The 23,284-nt window shown below is 46.4% G+C and carries 22 protein-coding genes and 1 pseudogene; 12 read left to right on the top strand and 11 right to left on the bottom strand.

The genetic code is table 11. The features are described 5' to 3' along the window. Positions 1-164: 164 nt before the first annotated feature. Positions 165-452: a putative quinol monooxygenase gene (locus M2387_RS01670; RefSeq protein WP_259046761.1), complete on the bottom strand. Its 288-nt coding sequence runs from the start codon at positions 450-452 to the stop codon at positions 165-167. 225 nt (positions 453-677) lie between these two features. On the opposite strand from M2387_RS01670, the gene M2387_RS01665 reads away from it, so the two are divergent. Beyond that, complete coding sequence (locus tag M2387_RS01665; RefSeq protein WP_259046759.1) at positions 678-1,076, top strand: VOC family protein; 399 nt, start codon at positions 678-680, stop codon at positions 1,074-1,076. 5 nt (positions 1,077-1,081) lie between these two features. Here the strand turns inward: M2387_RS01665 and M2387_RS01660 are convergent, their stop codons facing one another. Beyond that, a complete protein-coding gene (locus M2387_RS01660) occupies positions 1,082-1,630 on the bottom strand; it encodes a PadR family transcriptional regulator (protein ID WP_259046757.1) in 549 nt (182 codons plus the stop codon). Positions 1,631-1,875: 245 nt separating this feature from the next. Between M2387_RS01660 and M2387_RS01655 the strand changes: the two genes are divergently transcribed. The 3 genes from M2387_RS01655 (at position 1,876) to M2387_RS01645 (ending at position 4,693) form a co-directional block, all read left to right on the top strand. After that, positions 1,876-2,589 carry a DUF554 domain-containing protein gene (locus M2387_RS01655; protein ID WP_259046756.1) on the top strand — a complete coding sequence of 238 codons (714 nt, stop codon included), beginning with the start codon at positions 1,876-1,878 and terminating at the stop codon, positions 2,587-2,589. A 61-nt stretch (positions 2,590-2,650) separates the two neighbouring features. Further along, positions 2,651-3,682, top strand: coding sequence for an alpha/beta hydrolase (locus tag M2387_RS01650; RefSeq protein ID WP_259048221.1), 1,032 nt, complete (start codon positions 2,651-2,653; stop codon positions 3,680-3,682). A gap of 36 nt (positions 3,683-3,718) precedes the next feature. Then, positions 3,719-4,693: an FUSC family protein gene (locus tag M2387_RS01645; RefSeq protein ID WP_259046754.1), complete on the top strand. Its 975-nt coding sequence runs from the start codon at positions 3,719-3,721 to the stop codon at positions 4,691-4,693. A gap of 23 nt (positions 4,694-4,716) precedes the next feature. On the opposite strand, the gene M2387_RS01640 is transcribed toward M2387_RS01645, so the two are convergent. The 3 genes from M2387_RS01640 to M2387_RS01630 form a co-directional block, all read right to left on the bottom strand. After that, positions 4,717-5,730: a LacI family DNA-binding transcriptional regulator gene (locus M2387_RS01640; RefSeq protein WP_259046753.1), complete on the bottom strand. Its 1,014-nt coding sequence runs from the start codon at positions 5,728-5,730 to the stop codon at positions 4,717-4,719. Positions 5,731-5,901: 171 nt separating this feature from the next. After that, positions 5,902-7,428: a carbohydrate porin gene (locus M2387_RS01635; RefSeq protein ID WP_259046752.1), complete on the bottom strand. Its 1,527-nt coding sequence runs from the start codon at positions 7,426-7,428 to the stop codon at positions 5,902-5,904. A 151-nt stretch (positions 7,429-7,579) separates the two neighbouring features. Continuing rightward, positions 7,580-8,503: an aminoimidazole riboside kinase gene (locus M2387_RS01630; RefSeq protein ID WP_259046751.1), complete on the bottom strand. Its 924-nt coding sequence runs from the start codon at positions 8,501-8,503 to the stop codon at positions 7,580-7,582. A gap of 411 nt (positions 8,504-8,914) precedes the next feature. On the opposite strand from M2387_RS01630, the gene M2387_RS01625 reads away from it, so the two are divergent. Beyond that, entirely contained in the window at positions 8,915-10,612 is a 1,698-nt protein-coding gene (locus M2387_RS01625; RefSeq protein ID WP_259046749.1) for an NAD-dependent malic enzyme, read from the top strand. A 336-nt stretch (positions 10,613-10,948) separates the two neighbouring features. Continuing rightward, positions 10,949-12,160, top strand: a complete 1,212-nt coding sequence (tyrP, locus tag M2387_RS01620; protein ID WP_259046748.1) for a tyrosine transporter TyrP — start codon at positions 10,949-10,951, stop codon at positions 12,158-12,160. 89 nt (positions 12,161-12,249) lie between these two features. Here the strand turns inward: tyrP and pptA are convergent, their stop codons facing one another. The 3 genes from pptA to M2387_RS01605 form a co-directional block, all read right to left on the bottom strand. Then, positions 12,250-12,480: a tautomerase PptA gene (gene pptA / locus M2387_RS01615; protein ID WP_259046747.1), complete on the bottom strand. Its 231-nt coding sequence runs from the start codon at positions 12,478-12,480 to the stop codon at positions 12,250-12,252. Between the two features lie 1,138 nt (positions 12,481-13,618). Beyond that, positions 13,619-14,431 carry an arylamine N-acetyltransferase family protein gene (locus M2387_RS01610; RefSeq protein WP_259046746.1) on the bottom strand — a complete coding sequence of 271 codons (813 nt, stop codon included), beginning with the start codon at positions 14,429-14,431 and terminating at the stop codon, positions 13,619-13,621. Between the two features lie 94 nt (positions 14,432-14,525). Then, positions 14,526-15,002, bottom strand: coding sequence for a DMT family transporter (locus M2387_RS01605; RefSeq protein ID WP_259046745.1), 477 nt, complete (start codon positions 15,000-15,002; stop codon positions 14,526-14,528). Positions 15,003-15,053: 51 nt separating this feature from the next. Here M2387_RS01605 and M2387_RS01600 point away from each other — a divergent pair, with 51 nt between their 5' ends. The 4 genes from M2387_RS01600 (at position 15,054) to M2387_RS01585 (ending at position 18,671) form a co-directional block, all read left to right on the top strand. Beyond that, positions 15,054-16,010: a LysR family transcriptional regulator gene (locus M2387_RS01600; protein ID WP_259046744.1), complete on the top strand. Its 957-nt coding sequence runs from the start codon at positions 15,054-15,056 to the stop codon at positions 16,008-16,010. Positions 16,011-16,282: 272 nt separating this feature from the next. Beyond that, complete coding sequence (gene ansP / locus M2387_RS01595) at positions 16,283-17,725, top strand: L-asparagine permease (RefSeq protein WP_259046743.1); 1,443 nt, start codon at positions 16,283-16,285, stop codon at positions 17,723-17,725. Positions 17,726-17,822: 97 nt separating this feature from the next. After that, positions 17,823-18,260 (top strand): GNAT family N-acetyltransferase, encoded by a 438-nt coding sequence (locus M2387_RS01590; RefSeq protein WP_259046742.1) that lies wholly within the window; start codon positions 17,823-17,825, stop codon positions 18,258-18,260. A 186-nt stretch (positions 18,261-18,446) separates the two neighbouring features. Next, positions 18,447-18,671, top strand: a complete 225-nt coding sequence (locus M2387_RS01585) for a DUF465 domain-containing protein (protein ID WP_259046741.1) — start codon at positions 18,447-18,449, stop codon at positions 18,669-18,671. Positions 18,672-18,741: 70 nt separating this feature from the next. Here M2387_RS01585 and yqfB read toward each other — a convergent pair whose 3' ends face one another. Next, entirely contained in the window at positions 18,742-19,059 is a 318-nt protein-coding gene (yqfB, locus tag M2387_RS01580; protein WP_259046740.1) for a N(4)-acetylcytidine aminohydrolase, read from the bottom strand. Positions 19,060-19,427: 368 nt separating this feature from the next. On the opposite strand from yqfB, the pseudogene M2387_RS01575 reads away from it, so the two are divergent. After that, positions 19,428-20,387: pseudogene (locus tag M2387_RS01575) on the top strand (PLP-dependent cysteine synthase family protein); the annotation flags it as partial. Positions 20,388-20,408: 21 nt separating this feature from the next. Further along, complete coding sequence (locus tag M2387_RS01570) at positions 20,409-21,554, top strand: trans-sulfuration enzyme family protein (RefSeq protein WP_259046739.1); 1,146 nt, start codon at positions 20,409-20,411, stop codon at positions 21,552-21,554. Positions 21,555-21,779: 225 nt separating this feature from the next. Here M2387_RS01570 and M2387_RS01565 read toward each other — a convergent pair whose 3' ends face one another. Further along, positions 21,780-22,436: an FCD domain-containing protein gene (locus M2387_RS01565; RefSeq protein ID WP_259046738.1), complete on the bottom strand. Its 657-nt coding sequence runs from the start codon at positions 22,434-22,436 to the stop codon at positions 21,780-21,782. A 542-nt stretch (positions 22,437-22,978) separates the two neighbouring features. Then, the gene (locus tag M2387_RS01560; protein WP_259046737.1) at positions 22,979-23,152 is read right to left on the bottom strand and encodes a GhoT/OrtT family toxin; all 174 of its coding nucleotides are present in this window, start codon (positions 23,150-23,152) and stop codon (positions 22,979-22,981) included. Positions 23,153-23,284 lie beyond the last annotated feature (132 nt).

Below are 23,284 nucleotides of genomic sequence, written 5' to 3'. Positions count from 1 at the left end.
TAAAATGATACATCAATTATCTGGTAATAATATGTATGCAAAAGCAGTAAAAATGTGGGGAGGAATAAGACGCCTGCATTTATTATAAGATGCACAGTGCAGTAGTAACGTCTTTATAAAACGGGTGAGGCCATATCCCCACACCGTTCAAAATAGCGAAAGGCTCAGCGTGTAGTTTCGACCACCTCAACCAGACTCACCCAACCCGCTTTGATAAACGCATGGGTATGTGGCTGGGTGAAATGCTGCTGATGAGCCGCCTGGCTTTCGTAATGTTCCCACAGTATAAAACACCGTGGCTGGATATTATCCTGTAATGCCAGAGCCTGATTACAACCTGATTCCTGTTGCATCTCCTGGCAATAGGTTTCAATGGCGATTTTCCCTTCTTCGACAGTCCACTGCGGATTAACCAGAATTTTTGCAGTAATAAAATGCCCTGTAGTATTCATACTCCATCCTTATAGAGTGATTATTGAATCAATAGAGCAGTTTCAGTAAATCGACAGCTTATTTCTTGCAAAAAACGATTTATTAACAGATAAACACAGTCAGTCATTTTATTTGTTACATCGTGCCAAACCTCAACCATCTCAGCATCGATATATTGATACCCGAAGGAAAATATCTGATATTAATCCAGAATTCAGGTCAGCCTGTTATTAAGTGAGGGATATATGGATTTTTATCACCTGCGCATTGCGCGCCCAGTGAGTCATTTGCTACGTAGTCGTGATATGTATTGTCAGGGACTTGATTTGGAAGCTATCGGAGAGTTTAACGATCATGATGGTTTCAGTGGTTATATGCTAGGCCGTGCAGGCCTTAGCTGGCATCTTGAATTCACTCAATGTCATCATCATCCCGTCACTCCCTCTCCCTCTGATGAAGATTTGCTGGTGCTATATATTCCCGAAACAGCAGCATGGGAAATCCGTTGCAGCAACATGGTTGCAGCCGGATTCAGCCGTGTTGAATCATTTAACCCTTACTGGGATCGCGCGGGAGCGAGTTTTGAGGATGGTGATGGCTATCGGGTGGTATTGCAGAATAGAGCCTGGCAAACGGTCGATTAAGAACATTACTTTTTCTGTGCATCCAGGCAATAACCGATGCATTTATCAAGCCAGCTCAAAATGCCCTCTTCACGAATAATGGCGCTTTCCAGCACAATAAAATCACCGAAACGATCGCTGTCATGACATGGAACTTGCGAATACTGTTCTGCCGTTTTTAGCAGTTGGTTCAGTCGTCGCCTGTGCTGCATTTTCTGGCTTTCCAGTAAACTAATACGGGAGCTGAGATCCAGATTATTCGAAAAATACATACGGACACGGAACACATCTTTCGCCGTCTTCTCGATGGGCTCGTCTTTGTGCAACCATCGGATTAGATCATCCTTTCCACTACCAGTGATTGAGTACTGTTTTTTTTCGAGTATTTCCCCTGTAATTTCAACACTATAATAGACTAAGCCTTCTTCATGCAGTTTCTTCAATTCCGTGTAAATCTGACTGTGTTTAGCATGCCAGAACTCTGACAACTCATAGTTGAATTCCTTGTTAATATCATACCCGGTCATGGATTTTCGGTTTAACAAACCCAGAATGGCGTACTTGAGTACTCTCATTATCACTATCCGCTGTCATAAACATTTTCGTAGCATAACAAAGCGGATCCTGTCAGACAAATCAATGCCACATGTGAATTAACATTCATAGGTAAACATGTAAATATTGACATGTTTATTTGTGGCGCATACCCTTGTTCCAGTGTTCTTCATTCAATAAAAAACAGATGTGCGTTCCGGGATGCCTTATCCGTGGAAATAACATGTCCCATTAAATTCGCTCTCAGCTAACTCCGGAGAAAATTATGGTAGGACCCTGGATAAATAGTGCCGCAATTATCGCTGGGGGAATATTAGGCGTTTTTTGTGCACGCTATGTTCCACAACGACTACGCGAGGGATTACCTGCAACTTTTGCCCTGGCGTCAATTTCAATCGGCATTGTCATGGTGATAAAAGTACACAACATGCCCGCTGTGATTTTTGCATTAATACTTGGCACAACGTTCGGTGAACTGTTTTCTCTGGAGCGCGGCGTAAAATGGGCGGCCGGAAAAGTTCAGCATGGCATGGCACGCATTATCACCACTCGCAGCCCCCTTCCTCCCACCGAGTTCGCTCAAGAATTTACCGCTATGTTAGTGCTGTTTTGTGCCAGTGGCCTAGGTATTGTCGGCGCCCTGACTGAGGGATTGAACGGCAACTATCAACTCTTACTGATTAAATCGATGATGGATTTCTTTACTGCCATGATCTTTTCAATTTCGCTGGGAATTACGCTGGTGACAATCGCTGTGCCTCAATTACTGATCCAAAGTGCATTATTTGGGTTAGCACTCTGGATTATGCCTTATATGGATGAAGCCGCTTTCGCTGATTTCTCCGCCTGTGGCGGAATCATTATGGTGGCCGTCGGATTCCGTATCGCCCAGATTAAAATATTCTCGGTAGTCAATTTTTTACCCGCATTACTGTTTGTTGTGCCGTTTTCATATGGATGGAGGGCATTGATAAATTAGTCAGGCATTCAGGTAAATAGTCAATTCTCTTTATAATTCAATTCTCAGGATATCGATGCGCATGAAATTAAATACCCTCACTCTTACCAGCGGTCTGTTAATCGGTGCGCTTTCGACGGGAAGTCACGCGGCAAACACTCACCTTCCCGGTTTTGTTGAAGGGGCTAAGGTCATTAACGTAGACAATGTTCAGGGGCAAACTGACAGTATAAATGGTGTTATCTATAAGCAGGTTATCACGACACGTTCTGCGCGTGCACTGCATATGGATTTATTAATTCCGCGTAACGCAGACAAAAAACCAGCCATCCTTTACTTCCCTGGCGGGGGTTTCACCTCCGCTGATTATAATAAATTTATTGATATGCGGATGGCGCTCGCTAAAGCTGGATTTGTCGTCGCTGCTGTGGAATATCGCGTTATACCCGATGTGTTCCCGGCCCCGGTAACAGATGCTAAAGCGGCCGTTCGTTACTTACGGGCAAACGCAGAGCAGTACGGTATAGATGTAAACAAAATCGGCGTGCTGGGTGATTCTGCCGGTGGATGGCTGGCTCAAATGCTGGGCACCACTAATGGTGATACTGTTTTTGATAAAGGGGATTATCCTGAACAGTCTTCTGACGTACAAGCCGTAGCGACGTTATATGGTATTTCTAACCTGCTGACGATTGGTGAAGGTTTTCCTGAAAACGTACAAAAGGTGCATGAGTCAGTATCATCAACCGAAGCACTCTTGATCAATGGCAGCGCTTTCCGTGATTTTGCCGGCGCAGCAATCCACAGCGATAAACAAAAAGCGCTTGTCGCCAGCCCAGTTAATTATATCCATGGTACTAAACCCCCATTTCTGATCATGCATGGCAGCAAAGACGCTTTAGTTTCTCCTCTGCAAAGTGCACAGCTATATCAGGCGCTAAAAAAAGAGAATAGTCCCGTGGAATATCTTCTGCTGGAAGGCGCGGAACACGGGGATATTCAATGGTATCAACCCGCTGTTATCAATCACGTAGTAGACTGGTTTAAAACCAATCTGGGGACTACAATACAGAAAAATACAGTATTAACCTCAGATGCCAGAGATAATCTGTAAACACAGTTGATGTATGTGATGAACCCCGGAAGTACTATGACATCTATTACGCCTGAGAAAATACGTCGCGCCGCGCTGCTGGCGATTGGGGTAATGCTCCCCTGGTTTATCGGCATCATTAGCGGTTATGCTCAATATGGCAGTATCGCCTCTTTTGCCAGTTATCTGATGGTGGTCTCTTTTCCGCTGCTGCCAGCCAGCCGCTGCCTGCCCGTTCTGGCTATCTCGGCATTGCTGTTTAGTGTGTTTGCCAGTATCGGTGTTTTTGTGACTCTGGGTTCGGTTTCTTTTTTTATTTTTGCACTGCTTGCGGCACTGGCTCAAGGGTTAGGCGAACTAAAACAAGGCTATTTTCGCCTGCCCATAGCCCTTTCAGCGCTGACCTTTTTTCTCTCAGTCGGACAGGTACCCGCTTCGGGCCCAGCCTTCTATAGCCTCTGTTTCAGTGTCGGTGCTGTCTGGGGTATCGTACTGGCCAGGGTCATGTTACCTGTTAACTCTCAGACTGAAGCCAGCCCTTCGCTACAGATATCACCTTTGTCATTACGTTTTGCGGCCGGAATGGGGATTGTCAGTCTGGTAGGTTCTGTTCTCGCCTGTCTGAGCGGCGGATCGCACCCATGCTGGCTGCCTGCTGCCGCATTACGCGTGATGAAACCGACCCGAGAGCAGACGATTTATCGCATTAAAACCCGTAGTATCGGCACTCTGGCTGGGGCGGCTACCGGTGGACTGCTACTTGGCCTGTCACCTGTTCCCTGGCTGCATGCCTTCATTGCTGGCGGGATGTTATTTGCCATGCTGCTGATCGGGGCTAAACGCTATGGCGGCTGGTCATTTTGTCTGACGGCCATTGCCCTGGCGTTTAATCTGGCACCTGATGCCAGCGCGGTGAGTATGGCACTTAACCGGTCTCTGTTAACCATTATAGGAATGTGTCTTGCAGTGCTTGCGCTGCTGATTTTAGTCCGTAATAGCAGCGCCCCTTCAAAACCGCAGGTTCCGGATTAATTGATACTTAGTAAGAAAACGTATTAACGGATACGTCTTTTAATACTGGCAGGCAGGCTGGTATGAAGTCTCTCCGGCGTTTCCCCCTGAATAAGCTGAGTTATCAGAGTATAACAACGCAATGCCAGCTGACGATTATCCTGCGAAACAGTATCGATCGGCAATGAGAGTGAGTCATAGAGGTAGTGGTCATCAAAACTGGCCAGATAAACTGGCTTTTCAGGTAAATTATGCTGATGCATATAGCGTAATACCCCCTCCAGCAGACCGCAGGCTGCGGTAAAAATCGCTTTCGGCGGGCGTCCTAATCTGGCACAGAGCTCAGCAAACATTTCGTATCCGGCACTGGAATGATACTTTCCGTGAATAATCCATTCAGGGCGTGGCGTGACGCCTGCTTGCTGTAGCCCCTGAATAAACCCCTCCAGCCGGTCACGCGTAGGCGAAAGGCGCGGCGGCCCACCGAGAAAATAGAACTCATCGGGTGACTGACGGGCAATAGGTGTGATTAACTCTCGGACCGATTGAACAGACTCGGTAAGTACGCAGGGTAACTGACTACCTGGCATATAACGGTCGAAAAGGACCACCGGCAATTGTTCACTGAGTTTGAGATAAAAGTCATCAGAAAACATACAGGATGCCACTATCAGGCCATCGACCTGACGGGAAATCATGTTATTCACGACCATGGTCTCCTGGGCTGGATTTTCATCGGTGCAAGAGATAATGAGTTGTAATCCCGCTTCGCGACACAGGGTTTCCAGTTCAAATGAAAACACGGCAAAACCATAGTTTGTCATTTCTGGCACCACCAGCCCCAGCGTCAGGGTGCGATTACGCTCATCACGCAGCGATCGGGCATGAATATTGGGCTGATATTTTTGCTGTTGTGCAATAAGCAGCACACGCTCGCGCGTCGCGGCTGAAACGCGCAACTCTTTACCCCGACCATTTAATACCAGACTCGCCGTGGCGATAGAAACCCCAGCCAGTTCCGCCACGTCTTTCATCGTGACACGTTTGGTTTTATGCACAAAAAAACCCGACACTAAGTATGATTATTAGAAGTTTATCATGTGAACAGAGAGGAATCAGTAGCATAAGGTAGCGATAATTTGGCTGATGAATACCGGACCGGGAAAATTCAAAAAAAGATCTCACAGACAGATTAAATGCCCCCGGCAGACACAGGGGGCTGATAAGATTTAGAACCAGGTTTCCATCTGAACACCAAAGTTCCACTCACCGCCGGAGGTGAATCCATCGTTACCGAAGGAACCCGATTTAGAGTAGTTATCCAGCTTGCTGCTCCAGTCCATCCAGGTAGCAAACAGACGCAGTTCCGGGCGGCTGAAGAAGTCACCGACTTTCTCTGCCTTAAGCGTCGGTGCAAAGGTCAGCTTATAGAAATCACCATTAACCTCATTACGTTCCCCAAAGCCTTTAGGTTTCAGATCCATGTACTGGTAAGAACCTTCAAATGCCAGGGCAAAGTTTTGGGTTATTTCTTTGATCAGACGGGTGTTCAGCGTCGCCCACTTATAGCTGTCGCCTTTCATATAGCGGTCTTTACTGCTTTGCGCCATCACAGAAGGAGCGATATGCCAGCCATCACCCAGAGGTGTGGTACCGTAGCTCGCGAAGCGCCAGGTATTCGCTTCTGACAGCAGAGCGCCGTCAGAACCGATACTCTTCACTTCGGCACCTAAACCATGACCGTAGAGAATAGCGGTTTTCGCCGAACCTTCACGCAGACCGTAGAAGCTGTCATTATGCAGGCCGGCAAGAACATGGACACCGTTGTGGGCTTTAGTCGAGCCGTCAATGGTAGCGAGACCATTAGCATCTTTACGATCTTCATTATCTTTCGCACGCAGGCCGGTAACCATCAGCTGGAACGGACCGATAAAGTTGTTGGCGGTTAACATATGGTTCTGAATGACGTTGTTGCTCTCATTCTCAATCGGTCCGAAATCACGACCATAGATAGAGAAGTTACTGCGGAATGAGTCATTCCACTTCACGTCATACACACCGCCACCGGTACCCGCCAGGAAGACGATATCGGAGTCTACCCAGTGAATATCAAAGTTATCGCGGTCAAAGCGCTTACCTGCCCACCAGGTACTGCCTTTCAGCGGACCATCAAAGCCCGGTAAATTACCCAGCTCAGCATAGACCTGACGGACGTTCACATCACTGGTATCAGAAGTCCAGTCGTTATAGGTTTTCTGACCATCGGCAACCATCGCTTTAAAGCGTGTGGTTACGCCGTTATCAAGGGTTTGTTTATGTTCAAGGTTCAGCTCAACATAGGTATCAGGTTCATTACCCAGACGACCGACCGCACCACCGGTTTCCCCGGCAGGAGTCATGTACGGGCCGCCTTTGGTGCTGGAACCGGAGCCGTTCATCAGTAAACCAGAACGTGCATAACCGTGGAACTCAAAGCCGCTGCTGGCATCCGCTTTGCTTTCCAGTTTTGCAGTACGCTCAGCGACTGATTCCGCAGCGACTTCGGTTGTACGTTGTTGCACAGCCAGTTGCTGCGCTTGTTTTTCTGCAACGACGGCTCGTTGCTCTGCAACCTGAGCACGATTTTCAGCCGCCTGAAGACGCTGCTCCAGTGCTGCCAGACGCGCTTCAATACTTGAAGGCGCGGCCTGAACACCCAACGAGACTGACCCGACGAGTACCGCTATCATCAATGCAAGTTTTTTTTGCTTTAACATATTTTTTGTGTCCTTGCTAATTATATTTATGTTATACCCATGGCTAAACCGATTTAGCACCGTTAAATAAACATGTCATCTCTTCCTGAGCAACAAAAAAAACGAACGGGATAAGGTAACTGTGATGGAGCATACAAATCGTGTATCAATGTTACAAAAATTTAACCAAATCTTGCTTACGAGGTAACGCCGTCATCGCCCCTTTCGCGGTGGTGGCTAATGCACCACATAGCTGTGCCTGAACTAAAATCTGTTCCAGCTGTACAACGTTTTCTGGCATGCCTTGTTCAGCAAGACCACAGAGTAGCCCGGCAACAAAGGCATCTCCGGCTCCGGTAGTATCAACACACACCACAGGTCTGGACGGAAAATGCGTCGTTTTTCCCTGATAATGGGCCAGGACACCCTCTTTACCTTGGGTTACCAGCAATAATTGTAGCGGGTAAAATGAAATAAGCTTGTTTATCCCGGTCTGTAAATCCGGCTCACCGCTGATAAACTGCAATTCTTCAACCGAGAGTTTCACAACATCAGCCAGTGTCAGAGCCTGAGCCAGACATTCCTGCAATTGCTGTTCGTCAGTCCATAAATCGGTGCGGATATTCGGATCAAAGCTGACCTTTCCACCCGCCGCTTTAATTCGCTCCATAGCCATAAACGTGGTACTTCGGCTCGGTTCAGCACTCAGCGCAATAGAACAAACATGCAGCCATTCCCGGGGTTTAAATTCAGGTAAATCATCAGCAACGATAAACAGATCGGCACTCGGGCGAACCATAAAAGTGAATGAACGTTCCCCCTGTTCGTCCAGGGCAACAACAACGGTTGACGTTCGGTGCACTGCGTCATGGTGCATAAAATGTGTATCAACGTTTTCATCGTTCAGAGTCTGTTTCATAAAATGCCCGAAAGGGTCATCGCCAACCCGGCCAATAAAACCACTCTGGCCTGCTAACCGTGCAATCCCTACCGCTACGTTTGCCGGAGCGCCACCAGGACATTTTAATAAATGACTGTCGCCTTCAGGTAGTAAATCGACAACGGCATCACCCAACACCCAGACTTTTTCACTCATACTATTCTCCATAAAGCTAAAAATTGCTAAAACCATTTAGCTCATTTAATCACAAATAAAGTGAGCGATTAAGAAAAATATTTACTCATTATTTTTTAGTCACCAATAAGCACAGACTAACGATATGATTCGGCTGCCTGAATGCAGTCAACACCCAGGTAACGTGAAGTATGACGGGTATACCCTAAATAATTCGCGTTACCTGTAGGCGCCAAATTCAGGCAGTCGCTGAGCATAGACATACTATGTGATTCGGCTGCCTGAATGCAGGCAACACCCAGGTAACGTGAAGTATGACGGGTAATTGGTTAATGCTTTATTCCGGTTCAACCATCTTGTGCAATACTCACAACTGTCCACTCGCCAGGATCTCCTGACAAACCATCATATTGAAAACTGTAGAGTAACCAAATGAACATCAAGCAAAAAAAGCACCGTTCTCTTTATATTCCTTATGCCGGTCCGGTTTTACTCGAGTTCCCTCTGCTCAATAAAGGCAGTGCTTTTAGTCTTGAAGAACGACTAAATTTCAATTTACTGGGATTACTGCCAGGCGCGGTCGAAACCATCGAAGAGCAAGCTGAACGCGCGTGGCTTCAGTATCAGGGCTTTAAGAACGAAATTGATAAACATATCTATCTGCGTAATATCCAGGACACCAACGAAACCCTGTTCTATCGACTGGTGGAAAACCACCTGGTCGAGATGATGCCGGTGATTTATACCCCAACCGTGGGCGCCGCCTGTGAGCGTTTTTCAGAAATTTATCGCCGTGCTCGTGGTGTCTTTATTAACTACGATAACCGCCAGCATATGGATGATATTCTGCAGAACATCACCATACCTAACGTCAAAGTGATCGTTGTCACTGATGGCGAACGTATTCTCGGTCTCGGTGATCAGGGTATCGGAGGAATGGGTATCCCGATTGGTAAACTGTCACTCTATACCGCATGTGGCGGGATCAGCCCGGCCTATACCTTGCCGGTTGTTCTGGACGTCGGTACCAATAACCCGCAGTTAGTGAATGATCCGCTGTATATGGGTTCTCGTCACCCACGCATAACCGGTGATGAATACTATGCATTTGTCGATGAGTTTGTTCAGGCGGTACGCCATCGCTGGCCAAACGTTCTTCTGCAATTTGAAGATTTTGCTCAAAAGAATGCAATGCCATTGCTGACACGTTATCGCGATAAAATATGTTCATTTAATGATGATATTCAAGGTACTGCAGCAGTCACTGTCGGAACGCTGATAGCCGCCAGTAAAGCTGCGGGCAGTCAGTTAAACGAACAAAAAATTGTTTTCCTCGGCGCAGGTTCTGCGGGTTGTGGTATTGCAGAACAAATCATCGCGCAAATGCAGCGTGAAGGTTTGAGTGAAGACGAAGCACGCAACAACGTCTATATGGTCGATCGTTTCGGTCTGTTAACCGATAATATGCCAAACCTGCTTCCCTTCCAGACTAAACTGGTACAGAAACGTGACAAACTGAATGACTGGGATACTACCAGTGAAGCACTTTCATTGCTGGAAGTTGTCCGCAATGTGAAACCCGATATTCTGATTGGCGTTTCTGGTCAAACGGGTCTGTTCACCGAAGAAGTGATCCGTGAAATGCATAAGCATTGCCCGCGGCCCATCGTGATGCCGTTATCCAACCCAACCTCCAGGGTGGAAGCGACACCACAGGATATTATTACCTGGACCGAAGGCCAGGCACTGGTGGCCACCGGGAGTCCTTTTGCACCAGTACAATGGCAGGATAAAGTCTTTCCTATCGCCCAATGCAATAACTCCTATATCTTCCCGGGTATTGGTTTGGGTGTTATCGCTTCAGGCGCTTCGCGTATCACCGATGAAATGCTGATGGCCGCCAGTGCAGCACTGGCAGAACATTCACCGCTGGTTAAAAATGGTGAGGGTCTGGTATTACCTGAATTGAAAGATATTCAAATCGTTTCCCGGGCGATTGCTTTTGCCGTAGCAAAAACAGCACAGCAGCAAGGCATGGCCGTCGTCACTTCTGACGAGGCTTTACATCAAGCGATTGATGATAATTTCTGGAAACCAGAATATCGCGATTATCGTCGCACCTCTATCTGACGGACATCAATCCCGCTCTTAATCGGGCGGGAATTTACCCTTTTAGCTGACAGTAACTATCGATAAAATAATAACTCATTGATTATATATATTTTATTTTTCACAATTCTATCAGGCATTCTATTTTTTTATTCCTGTCTGGCTTGAATCAATAACAGTGAGTCAGAAATAATACTCCTCAGATAACCCCTCTATTAGTGACAACGTCACATAAAACGCATCATGTTCGTAAACTAAATATTACACCGTTCGTAAGCTTGATTTGACGGAAAACACCTTTTACCTTACTCTGCGCGGCATAAAGATATGTTTCCGTTTATTAATAAAGAGGAAAGCGTGAAGAATCGCACTCTTGGCAGCATTTTTATCGTTGCCGGAACCACAATTGGAGCAGGAATGCTTGCTATGCCCCTGGCTTCGGCGGGTGTGGGTTTTGGTGTAACATTGCTGATGCTTTTCGGCTTGTGGGCGCTGATGTGCTACACCGCATTACTGCTGGTTGAAGTATATCAGTACAGCTCAGCCGATACGGGCCTTGGCACACTCGCTAAACGCTATCTTGGTCGCCCGGGTCAGTGGCTGACCGGGTTTAGCATGTTATTCCTGATGTATGCCCTGACAGCGGCTTATATCAGCGGTGCGGGAGAGCTCCTGGCAGCCAGTCTGAGTAACTGGCTGGCGATGGATATTCCTGCCACTTCAGGCGTTCTTCTCTTTACTGTCGTCGCAGGCGGCGTGGTTTGTATCGGAACCCATATGGTTGATATGTTTAACCGGGTTTTATTTACTGCCAAAGTTGTTTTACTGGTGGTGATGCTCGCCTTAATGATGCCACATATCCATCATACCAATCTGCTGACACTGCCTGTTGAACAAGGTCTCGCTCTGTCTGCTATTCCGGTGATATTCACCTCTTTTGGTTTTCATGGCAGCGTACCCAGCATTATCAGCTATATGGGTGGTAATCTTCCTAAACTGCGTCGAATCTTTATTATTGGTAGCGCTATTCCGCTGGTAGCCTATATTTTCTGGCAACTGGCTACCCTGGGTTCGATTGATGGCGCCGCATTTGATACGCTGGCGACCAACCACACCGGGCTGAATGGTTTTCTGCAAGTGGTTCGTGATGTCGTGGCAACCCCTAAAGTGGGTCTGGCTATTCAGCTGTTCGCTGATTTTGCCCTTGCAACCTCTTTCCTCGGAGTCTCTTTAGGTTTATTCGATTATCTGGCAGATCTCTTCTCCCGTAACCGCCGTGCTTCTGGCAGATTACAGACTGGTGCAATGACCTTCCTGCCGCCGTTAATATTCGCCCTGTTCTACCCTCAGGGTTTTGTTATGGCGTTGGGTTATGCGGGTGTAGCCCTGGCCGTACTGGCATTAATGATCCCATCCATGCTGGTCTGGCAGAGTCGTAAGCAACACCCAGAGCGGGTATTTAACGTGGCTGGCGGCAAACCCTTACTAGCGATTGTCTTTGCCTGTGGTGTGATGATTGTGCTGATTCAGTTCTCGATAACGCTGGGTCTGTTGCCTAAAGTTGGCTGAGTCCGGATCTGAACGGCATCGAAGCTAAATAAAAGAAAGCCCTGCGCATCGCTGTCGCAGGGCTTTTTTACAACTCTCGTTGTATTCAATTACAGCTGATAACCCGGCTTTTTAAGCAACTGTTCCATCTGGGGTGCTATTTGCGTATCCCATACTTCTGATTTCCACAGCGATTGTTCAACCATCTGCAGTGCCACGGACAGAGACTCATCCTTTGAGCCAAGATGTTTTTTTAACACGTCACAAAGTTCTGTGGCCAGCACCTGCTTTTGTTCTGCGGTCAAATCACGTGGAAAGCACTTAATTTCAATATGCGGCATGAAGGTTTCTCTCTTTATTACTGACTCAGACAGCTGTTTTACAGCGGAAGGTCGGACAGGTGCAAGCAATCTTTACTGCCGATAGCTGCCAGTGAAAACCGAAATAGCACGCTGTATATTCGATAAATACAACACACCGTTATCGTTAAACTCTTATATGAGACTGTTTATAGCAGACAGGATAATAATGAAAGCGGAGATCATCAGAAATTTTTAACAAAACAGAACATGTATTTTAACCAAAAAGATAACTCGCGCAAAGCGCGTTAATACCTACCGATCTATACGTGAGTTCGGCCAGCTGCAAGCAAACGACTCTCAAAAAAAGCGTAACGTGATTAGCCATAATATACGTTAAGCAACAGTCTGGTGGGGTCTGTACTTACCTTCTGACGTTAAAAAACATAGCGTTATGATAATTCATGCATCGAGCTGGAGTGATGGCTCCAGATCCGATGACAGATTATCGGCTATTCATCGTAGTAATCATATCCGTTGTTGCAACGGGTTGAGGATCATGGGCAAACGCACCCAGCACCATTAAAGCAAGGAGGATAACGAAAATAACATTTTTCATTGCATAGAGTCCGCAGCCAGCATTTAAAACTGCCCGCTATGCTAAAATAAAATCCCTTAAATAGATAAGAGATTTTTTAGATTTATTGTCATTTTCAGCGCTTAATTCGTAAATATATATTTATTTAGCTGTCATTCGAAATAGTCTGTCACCTATAGGCGACAGTATTACACACTCAATGGTGGCAGACCCGGTTCGTCGGGTGTTACAAGCACCTTCAGTGTCGTTTTCACCTGGCTCGCTCTGGCCTGAGGATGATGGTGTATGCGTCAAATTTTTTCTGCAGGGGCGGATAACGATCGGTTCCGAACTCTCAGCCTGCTATCCACTAACATCGAATAGAAAAAACTATAAAGATGAATTATAAAAACACTCAATATTTTGTTGTTTATTATTAGATGTGAGAGTTGATAGCATTCATACAACCCATTTTATTACTGCATAACAAATACACCTCTGATTAATTGCATTCATTAATGAGAGGTGTGTTTGAGTTGTTATTCACAGAAATTTACAGATAACACCAGAATCTATTGTCTGATGTTAAAAATAAGTGAATGATTAATGCTCACCCGACAGCTTCAGACGTTCCAGCATCACCGTTAACTCATCCAGTGAAATCCCGTGTTCATTGTCATCAAAACGCAAATTAAACACCTGCTGTAAATGCTGGTAGAGCTCTTCCGGATGGCTGAATACAGGCATTTTTTCTGCTGCACTATAGAGTGTGCTGCGCCCGCCTTCAGGATGATACAAACTGAGGGTCAGACAATGACGAAAATGGGAGGCCGGCCAGGTCGATACATAGTGGTTACCCATCTCGTAATCTGAGTCAAACTGAGGCTCAAGCGTAAAGCAGTACATCTTCAGGGTCTTTTCGCCGTCCTGGTATTTCAGTAACCAGGTTCCCTCTTCCTGCTCCAGACTATAGCGACCGTATGCGGTATCCAGTACTTCACCGTCACGTAAACGAATCGGACTCGGTAACGTTTTTCCACCGAACCCCACATCTGCCAGCCAGGCTTCATCGCCAAAAGTAACAAGGGTAATACGATGGGTACGACCAGGCAGTTGCGCAGGGTTTGCCAGCAGCACGCGTCCGGATAAATTAGTCACCACAAATCCGAGTTCTTTAAGTACCCGACGAAAGAGTCCGTTTTGCTCAAAGCACCAGCCACCGCGGCCCGCAGAAACCAGTTTATCAAACACACTATCATCATCTGTCTTTATTGTGCGCCCTAACAGGACATCCAGATTTTCAAAAGCAATGGCGTAAGTATGGGCATGATGCAACTGTTTTAGCGTTTCCAGGGTTGCTGAACGAGAACCCTGATAATTGATACGTTTAAAGTAACTTTCCAGACAAAATGACATAGTGGCCTTCCTTTCGCATTAATCACAGCCACACTCTATCGCTAAATCCCTCCTGTTAAATGTTAAAAAATGCTTATCCCTGGCAACAACGATATCAGGAAGGTGGTGTAAAACGCTGAATGATGATGACTCCGGCAAAAATCACCAGGACACCGCTAATACGTCCCAGACTGGCAGATTTTTCGGCCAGTCCCATCAGGCCGAAATGGTCAATAATTAAGGCCGTCACCATTTGTCCGGCAATCACACAAGCAATAAACCCTGTCCCGCCAAGGCGAGGCACCAGCATCAGAGCCGCAGTGATAAAAATAACCCCCGCCAGGCCACCAAACCATATCCAGGTAGGTGCCTGGACAGCAGCATCTAATTTAGGCAGCTGCAAACGCAAGGCCAGAATCAAGGGTAATATACAGATCAGACTGACGCATAATGAGGCAACCGTTGCCCAGAGTGGATGCCCGAGAGTGCGGCCAAGAATGGCATTAGTTCCGGCCTGAAACGGCACCAATGCGCCAGCAATTAACGCAAGTACGATAAGCGATAAAGTATAGAGTCCACTGGTTGAAAGCATAGAAACCTCAGCAAATAATAGAAAGAGGAGCCATCATCAGCTATATATAATATGGATACCAATTCGTATTTTATCCGAGCCACTATTCGTCAAATGAATAATCTTCGCCGTATTGATACTAATTTATTAGTCACACTCCATGCATTATTGCTGGAAAAACATATTTCACGGGCTGCAATACGCTTGCATAAGAGTCAACCCGCCGTGAGCCATGCGCTGGCACATTTACGGACTATTTTTGACGATCCCTTGCTTATTCGCCGGGGAAAACATCTTGAGCTGAGCGTTAAAGCCAGTAGCCTCCTTTTGCCGCTAAGCGAAGCGCTTGAGGGGCTGGAAAACTTACTGGTCGCCCCCGTTTTCGTTCCTGCAGAAACAAAACGCACTTTTCGCCTGGCGATGTCAGACTATGGGGCCTGGCTGGTTCTTCCTGAACTGGTCAGACGTTTACGGGCTGAAGCGCCGGGTATCTCACTGGAGGTGACACAGGCAAGTCGTGAGGCAATGATGTCGCAAGCTGATGAAGGTGAAGTGGATATTGCACTGGGTGTTTTTCCCGGGCCGGACAGCAAGACATTACGCTATCAGACTCTCTTTGAGGAACGATTTATCAGCGTAGCTGATTCCAGTACCTTGCCTGCCAGCGGGACGCTGAGCTTAGCCGAGTGGCTTGAGAGACCGCATGTAGTTGTCACGCACCCTTCCGTCAACGGACTGGAAATTGAATCTGCTATTCAGGCCCTCGGGCTTGAAAGAAAAAGACAAATAACGCTTCCACACTGGCGTGTGGCGAATGATTTAATTCCGGACAGTGATTTAATTCTTACCGTTGCCAGCCGTAACCTTGTACCTCTCAATCCGGTACTGCGTGTCTTTGAACCGCCCCTGGCTATTAAGCCTTTTTTATTCCGACAACTCTGGCATCTCCGTCGTGATGCAGACCCGGCACACCAATGGTTACGCCAGCAGATTATGGCTATCACGCAATCTGATAAAACGCCTTTTTGAAAGCCAGCAAACTTAAATTTGCTGTAAAATCCGGCGCCAACTGAAAGGGGTTACGGTTATTTTATTGTGATTAAGAGTCATTCTGACAGGTCAAATCGCCATATTTTTCCTTTTTTTCCGTGCTTCGTTCGACAGAAATCACAAATTTCTGGTTTTACTTCTACCCCGATTTCCGGCTAGTATCCTTCGCCTTCTTCTTACAGACGCTGCGATAAGACAAAACGTATTGGGAGGAAGGTCATTTTCTATGCTACCAGGCAGACGGGAGTCTCATGAGTTTAAAAACAGAAGCGGAGAAACGGGCCGCAAAACGCCAATGGCTTAATGCGCAAGATGCCGGTTACCATAAAGCTATCGGTAATCGTCAAGTGCAAATGATAGCAATCGGTGGCGCAATCGGTACCGGGCTATTTCTTGGGGCTGGCGGCAGGCTACAGGCAGCAGGCCCTGCGCTGGCGCTGGTCTATTTAGTCTGTGGATTATTTTCGTTCTTTATTCTACGTGCATTAGGTGAACTGGTTCTGCATCGCCCTTCCAGCGGCAGTTTCGTTTCCTATACCCGCGAATTTATCGGCGAAAAAGCAGCCTATGTATGTGGCTGGATGTACTTCGTTAATTGGGCAATGACCGGAATTGTAGATATCACCGCTGTCGCACTCTATATGCAGTACTGGAATAGCTTCGGTGATATTCCTCAGTGGGTGTTTGCGCTTGCAGCCCTGGCCATTGTTGCGACCATGAACATGATTGGTGTGAAATGGTTCGCAGAAATGGAATTTTGGTTTGCTCTCATCAAGGTACTGGCTATCGTCAGCTTCCTGGTGGTGGGTACCCTCGTTCTCGGCAGTGGTAAACCCATAGATGGTCACAGTACCGGTTTCCATCTGATAACCGATAATGGCGGAATATTTCCTCACGGCTTATTACCTGCATTAATCCTCGTACAAGGTGTCGTGTTTGCCTTTGCCTCGATAGAACTGGTTGGCACCGCTGCCGGAGAGTGTAAAGACCCGAAAACGATGGTACCGAAGGCGATTAACAGTGTTATCTGGCGAATTGGTCTGTTCTACGTCGGGTCGGTTCTGCTGCTGGTATTGCTGTTGCCCTGGAATGCCTATCAGGCAAACCAGAGTCCCTTTGTCACCTTCTTCAGTAAACTGGGCGTTCCCTATATGGGGGATATCATGAATATCGTGGTGCTGACAGCCGCGCTATCCAGTCTTAACTCAGGCCTTTATGCCACTGGCAGGATATTGCGTTCCATGTCTATGGGGGGATCGGCGCCACAATTTATGTCGAAAATGAGCAAAAACCAGGTACCCTATGCCGGTATTCTGGCGACCAGCGCAGTCTATCTGCTCGGCGTGTTCCTGAATTATCTGGTTCCTACTCAGGTATTTGAACTGGTACTTAATGTCGCGTCATTAGGCATAATTACTTCCTGGGCTTTTATCGTTATCTGTCAGATACGTCTGCGTAAAGCTATCGCTCAAGGCCACGCCGAGGAAGTCAGTTTTAAACTCCCCGGAGCGCCCTATACCTCCTGGCTAACCTTGCTGTTTTTACTCAGTGTACTGGTACTGATGGCGCTGGATTATCCCAACGGTACTTTTACCATCGCCTCTATCCCGGTAATTGCAGTATTACTGGTGATTGGCTGGTTTGGTGTTCGTAAGCGTGTAAATCAGCTCGCACAGGATAATCCTGAATCCTAGTTTCAGGATGAAAAGTGTGCCCCGTCATCCGGGGCTCACTTTACTTATCAAACTGTTATAATATCAGGACGTGACTTTAAACCTGAGAACTCAGCCAGTGAAAACCTTAATACGCCCCGCTCTCACCACCGATATCCAGGCTATTTTTTCCATTCGTACTGCAGTAAAAGAAAATCATCTGTCACTGGAGCAATTAACAGAAATGGGTATAACACCTGAGGTTATTCTGGAAATGCTGGCACTACCTGATTGTATCTGGGTGGCCGAAATCAATGAAATAACCGCAGGCTTTGCTATCGCAGACTTGGAAGAAGGGGCGATTTTTGCTCTGTTTGTTCTTCCTGAATATGAAGGTCTGGGGCTAGGGAAACAACTAATGAACCATGCCGAAGCCGCTCTCTTTCAGCAATACGCACAAATCTGGCTTGAAACAGACAGTGAGAGTCGCGCGGCTGCATTTTATCAGCGTCGTGGCTGGGAAGCAGTTGAACAGCTAGCAGGAACCGATAAGCGCTATCAGAAAAAACGGCCCTGACCCTCGTCTCACAATACTGAGGGGCCAGAATGATTTTATTGAAGCTTGCTGTATGAATATTTTGTTACCATCTGTGACAAATTAAATGACAGTTTTTTCGCCATTTTACTCGCAAGCAGGTAGACTTTTTAGGGTCAGGTACTGATACCTGTCATCCTCTTTCAATAAACTCACCAAGGAGGCCCTATGTTTCCTGAGTACCGTGAATTGATTACTCACCTGAAAAGCGTCAACCCTCGTTTTCTCAGTCTGTTTGATAAACACCATCGCCTTGACGGCGAAATAACCCGCAGAGAAGGTCCGAAAGGGACGGGATATGACCTTAAAGTCGCCCTGCTCAAGAAAGAAAAACTGCGTTTGAAAGATGAATTGTACCAGATGCTAAAAAACGCCAGTCAGCAACCCGCTTAACCGCGGTTCATTGTTGTCAGATCAAGGAAGAGTTATCTCTTCCTTTTTTGTTGCTGAGACAGAAAAATGTTCAGGCCACACTGACGACACTAAAAGCAATTTCCCAGAGTGAGTCCTCCCCCGGATATATTTCATTAATGACCTGTTTTAGCTGTATCAGCGTCATATTCTCTTGCCGGGCATGTTCCTCATCTAGCTCACTCAATTTTACCGCAGTCACACTAATGACTTTAATGGTACAGAAATAGGTATCATCCTCGTAACACCCGGTACGTAAAGACTGACCAGCAACAAAGTGAGATTCGCTGACATCTCGCAGCGTTATCGTCTTACGTCCACTGATAATGTCATCCTGAAAACGACGAAAAAATGTTATGTCATTTGCCATAGGTCATCCTGTATAAAAAATAACAGCGGTAAATCTTATCTGTTAACCCAGCTTACGGGTTATCACGCGGGTATCCCAGCGGTAAAACTGCCCGATTGATGATCAACCTCTTAGTATATTTACGCAATTGAAATCCCTGCCTGAGCATAACTAACCCGGTATAATGTACTAAAAATAAGCAAAACCTCCCTAAAAACACCTTAATCAGACATCTCTCGATCCAGACTTCTAAACGGCCTAACATCTTAACGTCTGAAAAACCACCGGTTATAACCTTGGGTTATATAGAGCGGGTTTATATTCTTTTAGCTGGTCGATTGTGCGCTCTATTATCCGCACATGAACATATTTCATGTTGCGAGAAAACCATGATTGCCGACTCTATTCTGGAACTGATTGGAAACACACCGCTGCTTCGCCTGAATCACCTTGATACTGGCGTCTGTGAGTTATTGCTGAAACTGGAAAATCAAAATCCGGGGGGATCAATTAAAGACCGTGTCGCACTGTCAATGATTGAGCAGGCTGAAGGCAGTGGTGTACTCAGGCCCGGCATGACGATTATTGAAGCCACTGCCGGCAATACCGGACTCGGGCTGGCATTAATCGCAACCCAGAAAGGCTATCCGTTAATTCTGGTGGTCCCCGACAAAATGAGCCAGGAAAAGATAGCCCACTTACAGGCACTGGGCGTCGATATCCGTTTAACACGTTCTGATGTGGTGAAAGGACATCCGGAATATTACCAGGATTACGCCCGGCGGCTGGCAACGGAAATCGCGGATAGCTTTTATATTGATCAGTTCTCTAATCCTGCAAATGCACAGGCACACACCCGGAGCACCGCCGTTGAGTTATGGCAACAAACCGGGGGGCATATTGACGCTATCGTGGTGGGTGTCGGGTCTGGTGGAACCTTAGGCGGTTTACAAGCCTTTTTTCGTACCCATTCCCCGCAGACCGAATTTATCCTCGCCGACCCTGAGGGCTCAATCCTTGCCGATCATATTGACTATGGTCAGACAGCAACCAGCGGAAGCTGGTTAGTTGAGGGGATTGGTGAAGATTTTATTCCTCCTCTCGCAGCTATTGACGGTGTTAACCAGGCCTATCGCATCAGTGACAAAGAGTCTTTTGCGACCGCCCGAGCGTTATTAACGCGCGAAGGGGTACTCGCAGGATCCTCGACTGGCACCCTTCTCGCTGCTGCACTGCGTTACTGTCAGGCACAGACACAACCCAAACGCGTAGTGACGTTAGCATGCGATAGCGGAAATAAATACTTATCGAAAATGTATAGCGATCGGTGGTTACACCAACAGAATCTTGATTAACAGTAAGGGAACTCTATGACTAAGTTTGCGACATCCAGCGTCCATAGCGGTAGTTTTCATGATGCCCATGGTGCAGTTATGCCTCCTATTTATGCAACCTCGACTTTTGAACAACCCGCACCTGGTCAGCATACTGGGTTCGAATACTCGCGCAGTGGTAATCCCACACGCCAGGTGCTTGAAAATGCCATTGCTGAGCTGGAAGGTGGCAAGCGAGGCTTTGCCTTTTCCTCCGGACTGGCCGCTATTTCGACGGTACTGGAACTTATCGATAGCGGCAGTCATATTGTCGCCATCGATGATGTTTATGGCGGTACCTGGCGTTTGCTGGAGAATGTGCGTAAACGTAGTGCAGGAATAAAGGTGAGCTGGGTAAAACCTAACGACACGGCAGCCCTGGAGACCGCAATTCGCCCTGAGACAAGAATGATTTGGGTAGAAACACCGACTAATCCACTGCTAAAACTGGCCGATCTTGCGGCTATTGCTGAGATTGCCCGCAGGAATAACATCATCAGCGTGGCTGACAATACCTTCGCCTCTCCTGCCCTGCAACGTCCGCTTGAGTTCGGTTTTGATATTGTAGTGCACTCAGCAACGAAATATCTGAATGGTCACTCCGATGTGATAGCAGGACTTGCTGTTACCGGGGAGAGTGAAGAGCTGGGGCAGCAGCTGGGCTATCTGCAAAATGCTATCGGTGCTGTCGCCGATCCCTTTAGCAGTTTCCTGACCTTACGCGGTATTCGTACCCTTGCCCTACGGATGGAACGGCATAGCCATAACGCACTGCAATTAGCACAGTGGCTGGAATCTCATCCCGCCGTAGAGAAAGTCTATTTCCCCTGGCTTGAATCGCATCCACAGTATACTTTGGCTCGCCAACAAATGAGTCAGCCTGGCGGTATGATTTCTTTTGTGGTGCAGGGTGATGAAAAACGTACTAATGAAATTATTGGAAAGCTGAAACTCTTTACTCTGGCTGAAAGCCTGGGTGGCGTTGAAAGTCTGGTGAGCCAACCGTTTACCATGACACATGCCTCTATTCCTCTGGAGCAGCGTTTAAGTAATGGAATTGTACCTCAGCTGATTCGGTTATCTGTCGGTATAGAGGACGTGCAAGATCTCAAAGCCGATCTTGCCCGGGCGCTTGACGAATAACAGATATACTCTGTCAGGAAAAAATGGACTTGCTCATTCAGAGGAAAGATATATACCCTAAATAATTCGAGTTCCCTGTAGGCGACAAGTTCAGCCCGTCGATGAGCATAGATAAACTATGTGATTCGACGGGCTGAACGCAGGCAACACCCAGGAAACTTGAAGTATGACGGGTATAGTAAAGCCATTTAATACAGGTTAAACAGTTAGCATGATTGCAATTAATTAACCCCGAAACTGTCGTAACAAAATATCGAAGTCATCCATAATACCTTTATGAATAGCAGCAACGCTCCCTGCCTCATCCCTTTTAGTTAATGCTTCGATTAAAGTATCATAATTATGCGGCATACCAGAAATCTCATCAAAACGAGGATAGAGGTAATTAAAACTGGGTCCAATTCTGATCCAAAGCTGTTCAATTAATTCCATTAACGTTGGCATCTCAGCATAATCGAACACCTGAAAATAGAAGTCACGATTTGCCTTTAACGCCGCCTCAACACTGACTTTTCTGGCACTGAGAATACTGTCTCTGAGCTGGCTTAAACGCATTAAGCCGGCTTTATTGATTTCTCGGGTTGTTTTTTGCACTGCCATACCTTCCAGGCTTTTACGAATAACTGAAATTTCCTGATAATGACATTCTGAGATAGCCGGAACCAGAAAAGCCTGAGCAGGTGTAACATCCAAAGCACTTGATGCAACCAGTCTCAGCAACGCCTCGCGAACAGGCGTAATACTGGTACCCAGTTGCTGGGCAATTTCCTTTGTGACTAAACGGGAACCCGGTTTTAGCATGCCTAAAATGAGGGCGTTTTTTAACCGTGATTCAACCTGCATGGTGAGACTCAATCGCTGTGCTTTATCTAAGTCGAACATGTTTCTTCCCTATAGAAAAACTATCTGTATTTTCAGTTTTCTTATTTCCCTGCTATCGATGTCGCTACAGAATATACTATACACCTCAGCAAATTAATTAAATCCGTAAGCGGACGGTCCTGATTCTATATATTTAACACATGAATCGTAAAGTAGAAGATTAGTTTAATAATAATATTTGATTATAAATTGGCATTTGCCATAACATGGCCTTCTCTATTGAGGACACATACGCGTCATATTAACTATCATAAAACGTATCTATAGCGTGATTTTACGTTTAATCGTGGATTAAAATAATAAAAAACATTTTTCCTGATTAAAATATATCAAATTGATTCGCATTGTAATTATATAAATAGCACAACAACTTAACTTTTCTGATATAGCAGAGATGATCTCTACACTTTATTTTGTGATGGGTAAATGAACAAATAGCATTTATCTTGCCACTGACGACTGGCATAAATGGGAAAATTATACGACCCTCCCATCTTGTCAGTGATTAAAAGCAAGTTGATTATCGTTGGTTATCACGCGATTCAGAACAGGGAAAAAAGAAGTGCGACAGGGAAGCTTATTGGCCAGGTTGCGCCCACCAGAACGGAACATAAGAGTTTTATCCGCCAGGTATCATGAGACAGAAACCAAGTAATGATTGCGCTGATTAGCGCCATGATGGCATAAAAAACCAGCATATGTTGATAAAGAGTCATAAGAGAGCAACAGGGTTGTCAAAAAACGGTGAAATATGCACTTTTTTTGTCCTCAGATCAAGGTTTGTAGTAACTCTCCTACAATTTTTAATTTGAAATCCCCTTTTTCGGTGAGTTTCCTGAACAGGGCGT

The organism is Klebsiella sp. BIGb0407 (genome assembly GCF_024807845.1).
Lineage (GTDB): Bacteria > Pseudomonadota > Gammaproteobacteria > Enterobacterales > Enterobacteriaceae > JGM124.
Note: the sequence above shows the minus strand (reverse complement) of the source record. Positions and strands in the feature narration are given on the sequence as shown.

Bases quoted from the DNA above. Each gene is read 5' to 3' on its own strand.
- M2387_RS01650 (WP_259048221.1), top strand. From the start codon at position 2,651: ATGAAATTAAATACCCTCACTCTTACCAGCGGTCTGTTAATCGGTGCG.
- M2387_RS01665 (WP_259046759.1), top strand. From the start codon at position 678: ATGGATTTTTATCACCTGCGCATTGCGCGCCCAGTGAGTCATTTGCTA.
- M2387_RS01560 (WP_259046737.1), bottom strand. From the start codon at position 23,152: ATGACTCTTTATCAACATATGCTGGTTTTTTATGCCATCATGGCGCTA.
- M2387_RS01635 (WP_259046752.1), bottom strand. From the start codon at position 7,428: ATGTTAAAGCAAAAAAAACTTGCATTGATGATAGCGGTACTCGTCGGG.
- M2387_RS01670 (WP_259046761.1), bottom strand. From the start codon at position 452: ATGAATACTACAGGGCATTTTATTACTGCAAAAATTCTGGTTAATCCG.
- ansP (WP_259046743.1), top strand. From the start codon at position 16,283: ATGAGTTTAAAAACAGAAGCGGAGAAACGGGCCGCAAAACGCCAATGG.
- M2387_RS01605 (WP_259046745.1), bottom strand. From the start codon at position 15,002: ATGCTTTCAACCAGTGGACTCTATACTTTATCGCTTATCGTACTTGCG.
- yqfB (WP_259046740.1), bottom strand. From the start codon at position 19,059: ATGGCAAATGACATAACATTTTTTCGTCGTTTTCAGGATGACATTATC.
- M2387_RS01600 (WP_259046744.1), top strand. From the start codon at position 15,054: ATGGATACCAATTCGTATTTTATCCGAGCCACTATTCGTCAAATGAAT.
- M2387_RS01625 (WP_259046749.1), top strand. From the start codon at position 8,915: ATGAACATCAAGCAAAAAAAGCACCGTTCTCTTTATATTCCTTATGCC.
- M2387_RS01585 (WP_259046741.1), top strand. From the start codon at position 18,447: ATGTTTCCTGAGTACCGTGAATTGATTACTCACCTGAAAAGCGTCAAC.
- M2387_RS01610 (WP_259046746.1), bottom strand. From the start codon at position 14,431: ATGTCATTTTGTCTGGAAAGTTACTTTAAACGTATCAATTATCAGGGT.
- M2387_RS01630 (WP_259046751.1), bottom strand. From the start codon at position 8,503: ATGAGTGAAAAAGTCTGGGTGTTGGGTGATGCCGTTGTCGATTTACTA.
- pptA (WP_259046747.1), bottom strand. From the start codon at position 12,480: ATGCCGCATATTGAAATTAAGTGCTTTCCACGTGATTTGACCGCAGAA.
- M2387_RS01565 (WP_259046738.1), bottom strand. From the start codon at position 22,436: ATGTTCGACTTAGATAAAGCACAGCGATTGAGTCTCACCATGCAGGTT.
- M2387_RS01655 (WP_259046756.1), top strand. From the start codon at position 1,876: ATGGTAGGACCCTGGATAAATAGTGCCGCAATTATCGCTGGGGGAATA.
- M2387_RS01660 (WP_259046757.1), bottom strand. From the start codon at position 1,630: ATGAGAGTACTCAAGTACGCCATTCTGGGTTTGTTAAACCGAAAATCC.
- M2387_RS01570 (WP_259046739.1), top strand. From the start codon at position 20,409: ATGACTAAGTTTGCGACATCCAGCGTCCATAGCGGTAGTTTTCATGAT.
- M2387_RS01645 (WP_259046754.1), top strand. From the start codon at position 3,719: ATGACATCTATTACGCCTGAGAAAATACGTCGCGCCGCGCTGCTGGCG.